This window comes from Sphingomonas sp., assembly GCF_024508665.1.
In the GTDB taxonomy this organism is placed as follows: domain Bacteria; phylum Pseudomonadota; class Alphaproteobacteria; order Sphingomonadales; family Sphingomonadaceae; genus Sphingomonas.
Map to the genome: position 1 here is coordinate 591,760 of NZ_JANINP010000006.1, position 11,441 is coordinate 603,200.

Sequence of the window (11,441 nt, forward strand, 5' to 3'; positions counted from 1 at the left end):
AACGAGGGGATGGCTCGACATGGCCGGCTGGGAAACGCTTTCCGCCGATTTTCTGCCTGCCGACTGGCGGCAAGGCCGCTTTGTCGGCCGGGTGGCGCGTGCCGACGGACCGAGTCCGGTGCTCGTTGTCGATGGCGTTGCGCATGATATGGCCCGCGTGGCGCCGACCGTCTCCGACCTTCTGGCGCGCCGCCTGTTCGAACCCGCCGGTGGCGAACGGCTCGGCCCGATCGAGACGCTCGACTGGCTGAGCCCGATCGATCTGCAGTGCGTCAAGGCGGCGGGCGTGACCTTTGCGGTGTCGACGCTCGAGCGCGTGATCGAGGAGCGCGCTCGCGGCGATGCCGGGGCGGCGGCGGCGATCCGCGACCGTCTTGCTGCGCATGTCGGCGGCGATCTGCGCGCGGTGGTGCCGGGATCGCCCGAGGCGGCCGCGCTCAAGGACAAGCTGATCGCCGACGGTATGTGGTCGCAATATCTCGAGGTCGCGATCGGCCCCGATGCGGAGATCTTCACCAAGGCTCCTGTGCTGTCGGCGGTCGGGTTCGGCGCGATGATCGGCGTGCGCTCCGATTCGACCTGGAACAACCCCGAGCCCGAAATCGTGCTGGTGGCCGACGCCGATGGCGAGGTGGTCGGCGCGACCTTGGGCAACGATGTCAATCTGCGTGATTTCGAGGGTCGCTCGGCGCTGCTGCTCGGCAAGGCCAAGGACAATAATGCGGCGTGCGCGATCGGCCCGCTGATCCGCCTGTTCGATGGCGACTTCACGCTCGACGACGTGCGTGGAGCGGTCGTCGACCTGACGATCGAGGGCATGGATGGCTATCGCCTGACCGGATCCAGCAGCATGTCGCAGATCAGCCGCGATCCCGCCGACCTGGTGCGGCAGGCGATGAGCGAGCATCATTATCCCGACGGTTTCGCCTTGTTTCTCGGCACGATGTTCGCGCCGACCCAGGATCGCGACGCGCCGGGCCGCGGCTTCACCCACAAGGAGGGCGACATCGTCACGATTTCGAGCGAAAGGCTGGGCACGTTGGTCAACAAGGTCACCAGCGCGAAGGCGGCACCGGCATGGTCGTTCGGGATCGGCGATCTGATGCGCAACCTCGCCGCGCGCGGGTTGTTGGCGCCGCAACCGGCGCTCGCCGAGGCCGCCAACTGATGCTGCAGACCGCCATCGATAGCGCCCGCGCGAGCTATCCGAGTCTCGCCGGCAAGCGCGTGCTGATCACCGGCGGCGCGACCGGGATCGGCGAGGGGCTGGTCGAGGCGTTCGCCGCGCAAGGGTCCCGCGTCGCCTTTGTCGACGTGCAGGACGACGCGGCGCGCGCGCTGGTCGACCGGCTCGGCGGCGCCGACGCCGTGCTCTACAGCCGCTGCGACCTCACCGATCTCGATGGCATCAAGGAGTGTTTCGCGGCGATCGAGGAACAGCTCGGTGGTGTCGATGTCCTGATCAACAATGCCGCCAATGACGATCGTCACAAGATCGACGACATAACCCCGGCTTATTGGGACGAACGGATGGCGGTGAATTTGCGCCATCAATTCTTCGCCAGCCAGGCGGTCATCCCGTCTATGCGCCGCGCAGGCGGCGGGGTGATCGTCAATTTCGGGTCGATCAGCTGGCATCTCGCGTTGCCCGATTTGCTTCTCTACCAGACCGCCAAAGCGGCGATCGAAGGGCTGACGCGGTCGATGGCGCGCGACCTCGGCCGCGACGGAATCCGCGTCAACGCGGTGATACCGGGCAACGTCCAGACGCCACGCCAGCAGCGCTGGTACACGGCCGAGGGTGAGGCCGAACTGGTCGCCGCGCAATGCCTCGACGGGCGCATCCAGCCGGCCGATGTGGCGGCGCTGGTGCTGTTCCTCGCCTCGGACGACGCGCGGATGTGCACGGGCCACGAATATTTCGTCGATGCGGGCTGGCGGTGACCGGCACGCCCGAGGTTGTCGCTCCAGTCGGGGCAATGCTGGGCGAGGGGCCGGTTTGGATCGAGGGCGCGCTCTGGTTCGTCGATATCAAGGCGCCGTGCATCTACCGCCTGGGCGATGATGGCGAGGTGGCCCGCTGGGCCGCGCCGGCGCCGGTGGGCTGGGTGATGCCGATCGCTGGCGGCGGACTGGCTGCGGGGCTCAAGACGGGTCTCCATCGCTTCGATCCGACCGACGGCAGTTTCTCGGCCTGGGTCGAAGTCGAGCCCGGCCTGCCGGGCAACCGGCTCAACGACGCGGTGGTCGGTCCTGACGGTTCTTTATGGTTCGGGTCGATGGACGATAGCGAGGAGCAAGCGTCGGGCCGCTTCTACCGCTTTGCAGACGGAAAAGTCTCGGACATCGGGCTGCCGTCGGCGATCGTGACCAACGGTCCGGCCATTTCGCCCAACGGTCGCATCCTTTACGTCACCGACACGTTCGCAGGCACGATCGGTCAGGCCGAGATCAACGACGACGGCTCGTTGGGGCCGCTGCGACCGTTCGTCACCATCGACAAGAGCGATGGCCATCCCGACGGCCCGACCGTCGATGCGGACGGGTGCGTGTGGACCGGCCTGTTCGGCGGCTGGAGCGCGCGGCGCTACGACCCTGCCGGCGCGCTGATCGAGACGGTGCGCTTTCCGGTCGCCAATATTACCAAGATCGCGTTCGGCGGGGCCGATTTGCGGACCGCCTATGCGACCACCGCCAAACTCGCGCTCGATGCCGCCGCGCTCGACGCGCAGCCGCTCGCGGGGCACCTTTTCGCATTCGACGCCGGGGTCCCCGGCGTGCCGGTCAACGCCATAAGATCATGACAAGAACGATAATGGGAGAGTGGAATGAACGGGGGAGCGACACGGGCCAATAGCGGCCTCATCGCCATGATCGTCGCGGTGGCGACGATCGGCGGGTTGTTGTTCGGCTATGACAGCGGCGCGGTCAATGGCACCCAGCCGGGGCTCAAGGCGGCGTTCGGCCTGAGCGAGAGCGGGCTGGGCTTCACCGTCGGGTCGCTGCTGATCGGTTGCTTCATCGGCGCCTTCTTCGCGGGCACGCTCGCCGACCGGATGGGCCGCCGCAATGTGATGCGGATCGCCGCCTTGCTGTTCCTGGGCGGCGCGCTGGTCCAGGGTTTCGCGCATCTCCAGCCGATCTTCGTCATCGCCCGCATCATCGGCGGCATGGCGGTAGGGGCGGCGAGCGTTCTTTCGCCCGCCTACATCTCCGAAGTCGCGCCGGCCAATATCCGCGGGCGGATGACGACGGTACAACAGATCATGATCATCTCGGGCCTGACGGCCGCCTTCGTGGTCAATTACTATCTCGCCGCCGCCGCCGGCGCCTCGACCGAGATGCTCGGCGGCCTTCAGGCGTGGCGCTGGATGTACCTGATGCAGGCGATCCCTGCGGCGGTCTTTCTGCTAGCGCTGTTCCTGATCCCGGAGAGTCCGCGCTATCTCGTGTCGAAGGGCCGTGATGCCGAAGCCGAAAGCGTGCTGACCAGCCTGTTCGGCGCCGATACCGCGGCGACTAAGATCGGCGAGATTCGCGCCAGTTTCAGCGCGGATCACCGGCCGCGGCTCAGCGACATCCTGGACCCTGCCAAGGGCGGTATCCGTCCCGTAGTCTGGGCCGGGCTGTTGCTGGCGGTGTTCCAGCAGCTCGTCGGGATCAACGTGATCTTCTATTACGGCGCGACGCTTTGGCAGCTCGCGGGCTTCACCGAGAACGACTCGCTGCTGATCAACATCGTGTCCGGGGTGGTGTCGATCGCCGCATGCCTGGTCACCGTCGCGCTGGTCGACCGGATCGGTCGAAAGCCGCTGTTGCTGATCGGATCGGCGGGGATGGCGGTGACGTTGTTCGTCCTGGTCTATGCGTTCAGCCAGGGCTCGCTCGACGCCGCGGGCAAGCTCCAATTGTCGCCGCAACTCGGCACCACCGCGGTGATCGCCGCGAACCTCTACGTGATCTTCTTCAACCTCAGCTGGGGACCGGTCATGTGGGTGATGCTGGGCGAGATGTTCCCCAACCAGATCCGAGGTTCGGCGCTGGCGGTGTGCGGCTTCGCGCAATGGTTCGCGAACTACCTGATCGCGCAGAGCTTTCCGGTCATGGCCGCCAAGTTGGGGCTCGCGACGAGCTACACCTTCTACGCGGTGTGCGCGGTGATCAGTTTCTTCCTGGTCCAGAAGTTCATCCACGAGACCAAGGGCAAGGAACTCGAGGAAATGACCGGCTGAGGATCGGTCGGGGCGGATCCTAAAGCATCCTCCCCCGCCAGGGGGCGGTGTCGCCGGAGGCGACGGAGGGGGCGGACGGCAACCAACTTTCGCCAGTGTTTCCTCCCCCTCCGCCACGCTTCGCGTGCCCCCTCCCCCTGGCGGGGGAGGTTTTACTCTACCAACAAAAAAGGCCCGGGGAGCAATCGCTTCCCGGGCCCTTTCTGTCTGCTCGCGACAATCAGCGGCGGATGGTCACCGGTCGCCCGTCATAGGTCACCTCGCGCGCCGGATTGGCGGTGAAGTCGGGAGCGGCAGCGCCCTTCGGCCCGTAGAAGCGTACCGAGATCGACCGCTTCGCGGCCATCCCGTCATAGCCGCCCGTTCGTGCGCCGATCGTCAGCGTGCCGGTCTTGTCGTCCCAGCGAATCGGGATGCGGGTATATTTGCCCTTGGCATAGCCGTCGCTGAGGCCGTCATCCTCGTAGAGCGAATAGGTGCCGTTCGCGCCGGTGAAGACCTGGAGCACGATCGGCCCGCCCGGCTGTTCGCTGGTCGTCTGCACATCGGGGCCGGTCGGCACGATCGCGCCCGCCCGGACGAACAACGGCATGCGCTCATACGGCGCCGCTGCCGTGATCGACTGGCCGCCGGCATAATATGTACCGCGGTTGAAGTCGTACCAGCCGGTTCCGGCGGGCAGATAGACCTGCCGGCTGCGCGCCTTGAATTCGGACACCGGGGCGACGAGGAACGACGGGCCGAACATATATTCGTCGTTGATCCCCCAGGTGCGGCGGTCGGCGCCGAAATCCATCACCAGTCCGCGCATGATGGCATTGTCGGCAAACCAGGTGTCGGCGGCTGTGGTGTAGATGTACGGCAGCAGGCGGTAGCGCAGCTTGTCGTACCAGATCATCGATGCCTGCATCGCCGGATCCTTGGCCGAGATCTCGTAGATTTCGCGATACGGAAATTCGCCATGGCTTCGGAAGAGGGGCGAAAATGCGCCGAACTGGAACCAACGCAGGTTGAGCTCGCGCCATTCGGGCTGATCGGCGGGGCGCTGCTGCGTGTAGCGGTCCTCGACCGCGAAACCGCCGATATCCTGGCTCCAATTGGGCAGCCCCGACATCGACAGATTGACCCCGGCCGAGATCTGGTCGCGCAGATTGTCCCAGCGCGCCGCGACGTCGCCCGACCACACCGCCGCGCTCGAGCGCTGGATGCCGCCGAACGCTGAGCGCGTCAGGATGAACGGTCGCCGTCCCGGCTCGACGCGACGCAGATTGTCGGCGACGCCCTGGACGTGTGCGAGCGGATAGGTGTTGAATTCCGCGGCGCCCGGTCCGCGCACGGTCGGCCCCATCTGGAACGCGCGCTCCTCGACCGACAGGTTCGAATGCCAGTCGGGCTCGTCCGAATCGAGCCACCAGCCGTCGAATCCCTTCGACACCAGCTTGTCGTTCATCTGCTCGAAGAAGAGGTCGCGCGCGCCCTTGGTGTAGGGGTTGTAGAAAGTATTGGCGTAGCCTGGCCCGACCCAGTCCTTCTGTCCCGCCTCGAGCGGACGACGATAGAGATAGCCCTTGGCATCGAGCGCCTTGCCGTTCGCGGTATTCGGATAGAATTTCCCCCAGACCGAGATCATGATGTGCGCGTCCATCGCATGGACGTCGTCGACCATCTTCTTGGCGTCGGGAAAGCGGCTGGTGTCGAAATCGTGGCTGCCCCATTGGTCGTCGACCCAATAGCGCCAATCGAGCACGATATTGTCGAGCGGAATGCCGCGCTTGCGGTATTCGCGCACCACGCCGACCAATTGGTCCTGCGTCTCGTAGCGCTGACGGCTCTGCCAGAAACCATAGGCCCATTTGGGCAGCAAGGTCGCCTTGCCGGTGAGCGCGTGATAGCCGGCAATCGCGCCGTCGATACTGCCGCTGCCGCCGACGAAATAATAATCCACGTCCTTGCCGACATCCGACGTCATCCACAACGAATGGCGATCGGCGGGGGGCAGGGGGTCGTTATGGACGAGCCCGATATAGCCGGCATTCGGATCCCATTCGACGCGGATCGCGACCGGCTTGCCGGCGGTCATCGGCAGGTCGAAATTGTGGTACCAGGGATTCCAGTTCTGCCGCCAGCGCGACATCACCAGTTTCCCGTCGGCATAGACCTTCATGTAGCTGGATGCGTAGAGCCGGAATTTATGCACGCCGCTCTTGTCGGCGGTCACATTGCCGGTCCAGACGACGCGTTGTTCCTGGGTGTTGACGCCGGCGGTGTTTTGCCCGCTCTCGCCCGAAGCCTTGGTCGTCGCCTTGGCGGCGGCGGGCCATTTCTTCTGGTCGCGGATATATTGATAGTCGATCGTCTCTTCCTGACGGCTGACCGCGAGCTTGCCACCCAAATAATAATCGGCCTTCCAACCGGGCTTGCCGCCGCTCGTCACCTTGAGCTCGTCATTGCCGACCAGCGCGTAGGAGCGCGGATTGCCGAACCGGGTGATCCCGTCATTGTCCCACAACAGGCCGTAGCCGCGCGTCGAGACCAGGAACGGGATCGCGATGTCCATATTGTGCTGGGCGAGTTCGACGTCCTCGCCATTGTAATTCATCTGGCGGTTCTGGTGCTGGCCCAAGCCGTAAAAGCCTTCGTCGGTGCCGCGGTTGAATTGCTGGCTGACCGAGAAATAGGGCTTGCCCTCGACCGACACCGGCCGGAACGCCGCGCGCGGCGCCTCGGCGAGCAGTGGCTTGCCGGCGGCATCGAGAAAGCTGACCGAGCCATCGGCCAGGCGGATGCGAGCGCTCGCCTTGGGCAGCTTGAGCGTGACATAGCCGCCGGTCGTGGAGATGACGGGGTCGCCATCGGGTTTGGCAATCACCATCAGGCTTTCCGGCACGTCGTCGAAATCGGTGCCGGGTACGGCGGTCACGTGGAAGCTCGCATCGCCATAAGCGAGCACACGAACGCGCTTCGCCGGTCCGGACAAGGGCGTGACCACGACACCGTGATCGACTTTCGTCACCGATCCATCCGCCGCCGGTGCTGCCGCGACTGCATCAGCCCCCAGCGCCGCTACGCTTCCGGCTCCCGCCAGCGCGATCGCCGCCGAGCCGAGCATCAACCATCGCATCGCCGTCATTTCCATGTCCCCATTGTCACTTTGAGCCACACCGGCGTGGCGGTGAGATTGAGCCCGTAATCGGTCTGATCGCCGTTCCAGACGCGCTCGAACACCCAATTGCCCTGCGCGTCGAAATGGCCTTCCTCGACCCGCAGCATCATGCCGTTGCCGCCGCTGGCATCGTCGACGCGCAGGCGGACATCGGATCCGGTCAGCAGGAATTGGTCGGGGCCGAGCTGCGCGACCAGCGCGCCGCCGACCGGCTTGCCTGTGGTGGGCGCCGGCCCCGTTTTGATCCAGGTCCAGTCGCGTTCGCCGAACTGCCATTGATCATATTGGACGGTGACCTTCCACCGGCCGAAGCTCGTCGTCTGATCGGCGGCGTCGTCCATCTTGGCCGCCCCCCAGACCGGGTGCTCGAAGGCGACTCGCGCCCAGCCTCGCGCCGCGGGTGCCAGCAGGCGATATTTGGCGGCAAAGGCATCGATCGTCGCGTCGTCGAGCTCCTTGGCGCCGAGCGGATAATTGACGTAGCCGGTGGCGTCGAAGCCGAATGGCGAAAAGCCGATCGCCCCCTTGCCCAGCACCGGCCACAGGAAGCGCGCATATTCCGCGGCGTTGCCGGTTTCCGGCACCATCAGTGGATTGTCGGGCCGCGCATAGAGATCGAGATATTTCGCATAGGCCTTGGGGTCGCGATTGTAGATGTCGGGCGCGACGAGAGCGATGTGCGGGGCGGCGGCGCGCCACACGTCGATCACCGGCCAGTCCGGTCCGCCGCTCGCGCCACCGGACTCGGCGGGGCCGAATGGGTCGCTCAGCGCCGCGTTGCAATACATCGGCAGGTTCTTGATCGCCTGGCCGGCGGCGGCGACTTCGTCGACATAGCGCGCGACGTACCAGGCGTTGAAGGCGGTATCGGCGAGCTTGCCGAACGCCTGGGACCAAGTCCCCGACTTGCCGGTCTTGGCGGCCAGCGCCGGCGGGATTGGCTGCCCGAACAGCCTTTGCGCTTCGGGCGAGTAGTCGCGCGCCGAGCGATAGCTGCCGCTTTCGTTCTCGACCTGCACCATGATCACGGTGTTGTCGGGATCGTCCGTTTTCAGACGCTGCATCAATGCCGTGAACGCGCGCTTGTCGGCGTCGAGCGTGGTACGGGCATGCGGGCTCAGCGCATAATGGGCCTTGCCGTCACCGGTCCGCATCCGCGGAAAACGGACATTGTCGGTCTTGACCCAGGCCGGCGCATAGTTCGGCGACGTGTTCTTCCACGCGCCGAACCACAACAGGACAAGCCGGACGTGGTGCTCGCGGGCGCCCTTCAGCAGCGCGTCGAGATAAGAGAAGTCGAACTTGCCTTCGACCGGCTCGATCTGTTCCCAGGCGACCGGGATTTCGAGTGTATTGGCGTTGAGCCGCTCCAGCATCGGCCACACCTTGGGCAGGGCCGCGGGATAATTGCTCGAATTGTTCGCCTGGGCACCCAGCATCAGCCATGGGGCGCCATCGACGAACAAGGCCGAGCGCCCGTTTTTCGTCACCACGCGCGGCAATTCGCCGGTGGCGTGCGCCGGGAACGTCAGCCCTGCAAGCAGCAACGGCAGGACGCGAGCCATGCAACGGTTCATCGCGCAGCTTCCGGGCACACAGCGCCGCTGGGGTCGCTGGCGAGGTGAATGTCGGCGACCGACAGCGCGAACGGCGCGCTCGCGGCAAGCGACCACAAGCTGGTCACGCCGGTCATGTCGGCACCGCGGTCACGCAGGCATTTGAGCCCGATGCGCACCGTCCGCCATTGCGGACCAGGAGCGAAGAAGGCGGTAGCATCGACCTTTGCGCCGCCGAAGCCCATCGTCACCGTTCCGGTCGGCGCAGCGTCGACGCGATAGGTCATTTCGAGCACCAGGTCGGCATTCGTTTCGCGCGTCAGGTTGAGCGCCGCGCCCTTGATCGCGACCGTCGCGCTGCGCCCGGCGGGCCAGGTCAGCCGGGCCGCGCCTTCCTGGGTGTGCGGCCCGTCGACCGGCACGGGTACCACGCCCGAATCCGGTGCCCAGGCGAACGGCGCCGGGACCTTGCCCTTGGCGAAGAATTGGCTGGTATTGGCGAGGCCAGGATCGACCCCGGCCACTTCGCCGAGCATTCCGACCTTGCCGCGCTTGGCGTAGCTCAGCCCGTAACCGAAGGCGAACAGCGGGTCGTAGCCCGATTGCCCGGTGTTGAGCGTGAATTGGCCCGCGGTCTTCGGCCAGCTGTATGACAGTCGGCCGGTGAAATCCTTGCGGGGCTTGCCGTCGCGCGTGCCGATCAGCACGTCGGCGATGCCGCCGCCCTCGCTGCCCGGCAGCCAGGCCGCGACGAACGCATCGGACTGGTTGATCTCCGGGTTCACCCAGAGCGGCCGGCCCGACAGAAAGACCGACACGGTCGGGATGCCGGCCGCGCGCAACTTCTTGAGCAAGGCCAGCGCCTGCTTGTCGCCCGGCTGGAATTCGAGCGTCCGCACGTCGCCGCGCATCTCGGCATAAGGCCGCTCGCCGAACACGACGATCGCGGCGTCGGGCTTTTTGCTGAAGCTGCCGTCGATCGACAGGGTTGCCGAACCGCCGCCCGCCTTCATCGCCTCGGCAATCCCCGAATAGATCGACTGCGCGTTGGGGAAATCGGCATTGGTGTTCCCGTCGCCCTGCCAGCTCAACGTCCAGCCGCCCGACTGCATCGAGATGTCGTCGGCCCCCGGGCCCGCGACCAGGACGTTGGCCGTCGCCTCGAGCGGCAGCACGCCGTCATTCTTGAGTAGCACCAGCGTCTTCGCCACCGCCTCGCGCGCCAGCGCGCGGTGCTCGGGCGAGCCGAGCACGCCGGCGCGGCCTTCCCACGGACGCACAGAGTCGAACAGGCCCAGCGCGAATTTGACGCGCAGGATACGGCGCACCGCATCGTCGATCCGGCTCATCGGGATGACGCCCGATTTCGCTTCCTTCAGCGTGTTGTCGAACAGGTCGCGCCAGCTGTCCGGCGCCATCGCCATATCGAGTCCGGCGTTGAACGCGATCGCGCAATCGGTGTTGCTGCAGCCGGGGACCTGGCCATGGCCGTTCCAGTCGCCGACGACGAAGCCGGCAAAACCCATCCGCCCTTTCAGAACATCGGTCAGCAACGATTTGTTGCCGTGCATCTTCTGGCCGTTCCAGCTCGAATAGGACGCCATCACGGTCATCGTTCCGGCATTGATCGCAGGCGGATAGCCTTGCGCGTGGATGCGGATCAGCGTCGCCTCGTCGATCTGGTCGTCGCCCTGGTCGATCCCGTCCTTGGTACCTCCGTCGCCCAGGAAGTGTTTGGCGCTCGCGGCAACATTGCCCAGCTGGATGCGGCCCTTGCCGGGCTTGCCCTGCAGGCCGCGGATCATCGCGCCGGCATAACGTGCGGTAATCGAAGGATTCTCCGAATACCCTTCATAGGTGCGGCCCCAACGGTCGTCCTGTGGTACCGCCAGCGTCGGACCGAAAGCCCAATCGATGCCCGTCGCCGCCGTCTCCTCGGCGGTGGCGCGCCCGATCCGCGTCATCAGCGCGGGATCGTTGGCGGCGCCGAGGCCAATATTGTGCGGAAACAGCGTCGCGCCGACCACGTTCGAATTGCCGTGGACCGCGTCGATCCCGAACATCAGCGGGATCGCGACATGGCCCGGCCGCGGTTCGTTGGCGACCGCGGCGAACGCCCGGGAGGTGGCGACCCACGGCCCCTGCGGCGAGCGGTCGGGACTGCCCAAAGGCGGCGAGCTGCCGCCGGCGAGGATGCTGCCGAGCGGATATTTGCGAAGGTCGTCGGGCTTGATCGAGCCGATATCGGCCTGGATCATCTGGCCGATCTTCTCTTCGAGCGACATCTTCGCCATCAGCGCGGTGATCTTCGCTTCGGTCGCGGGGTTCACCAGGCCGCGGCTCCGCGCCGATGGCCAATGTGCCGGATTGGCAATAGTCGGGGAGTCCGGCGCGTCGGCCAGCGCGGTCGCGCTGATCATCGTCGCGGATAAAAATGCCATCAACCCGGTTCCTGCCTTCGACGTGATGTTCTTCACCGACTGTTCTTTC

At 65.8% G+C, this 11,441-nt stretch carries 7 protein-coding genes; 4 read left to right on the plus strand and 3 right to left on the minus strand.

The genetic code is table 11. From position 1 onward, the window contains the following. Nucleotides 1–19 precede the first annotated feature (19 nt). Genes Q0L25_RS11735 through Q0L25_RS11750 form a run of 4 tightly spaced genes read left to right on the plus strand, consistent with a single transcriptional unit; the run spans nt 20 to nt 4,232 of the window. Nucleotides 20–1,168, plus strand: coding sequence for a fumarylacetoacetate hydrolase family protein (locus Q0L25_RS11735; RefSeq protein WP_296614434.1), 1,149 nt, complete (start codon nt 20–22; stop codon nt 1,166–1,168). After that, nucleotides 1,168–1,944: an SDR family NAD(P)-dependent oxidoreductase gene (locus Q0L25_RS11740; protein ID WP_296614435.1), complete on the plus strand. Its 777-nt coding sequence runs from the start codon at nt 1,168–1,170 to the stop codon at nt 1,942–1,944. The genes Q0L25_RS11735 and Q0L25_RS11740 overlap by 1 nt, the downstream gene beginning before the upstream one ends. After that, nucleotides 1,941–2,804, plus strand: a complete 864-nt coding sequence (locus tag Q0L25_RS11745; protein ID WP_296614437.1) for an SMP-30/gluconolactonase/LRE family protein — start codon at nt 1,941–1,943, stop codon at nt 2,802–2,804. The genes Q0L25_RS11740 and Q0L25_RS11745 overlap by 4 nt, the downstream gene beginning before the upstream one ends. A 24-nt stretch (nt 2,805–2,828) precedes the next feature. Continuing rightward, on the plus strand, nt 2,829–4,232 hold the full coding sequence (locus Q0L25_RS11750; protein WP_296614439.1) for a sugar porter family MFS transporter: 1,404 nt from the start codon (nt 2,829–2,831) through the stop codon (nt 4,230–4,232). A 220-nt stretch (nt 4,233–4,452) separates the two neighbouring features. On the opposite strand, the gene Q0L25_RS11755 is transcribed toward Q0L25_RS11750, so the two are convergent. Genes Q0L25_RS11755 through Q0L25_RS11765 form a run of 3 tightly spaced genes read right to left on the minus strand, consistent with a single transcriptional unit; the run spans nt 4,453 to nt 11,392 of the window. Then, a complete protein-coding gene (locus tag Q0L25_RS11755; RefSeq protein ID WP_296614442.1) occupies nt 4,453–7,362 on the minus strand; it encodes a TIM-barrel domain-containing protein in 2,910 nt (969 codons plus the stop codon). Then, the gene (locus tag Q0L25_RS11760; protein WP_296614444.1) at nt 7,359–8,960 is read right to left on the minus strand and encodes a DUF5597 domain-containing protein; all 1,602 of its coding nucleotides are present in this window, start codon (nt 8,958–8,960) and stop codon (nt 7,359–7,361) included. Before Q0L25_RS11760 ends, Q0L25_RS11755 begins: the two co-directional genes overlap by 4 nt. A gap of 8 nt (nt 8,961–8,968) precedes the next feature. Continuing rightward, entirely contained in the window at nt 8,969–11,392 is a 2,424-nt protein-coding gene (locus Q0L25_RS11765) for a glycoside hydrolase family 3 protein (protein ID WP_296614446.1), read from the minus strand. Nucleotides 11,393–11,441: the final 49 nt, after the last annotated feature.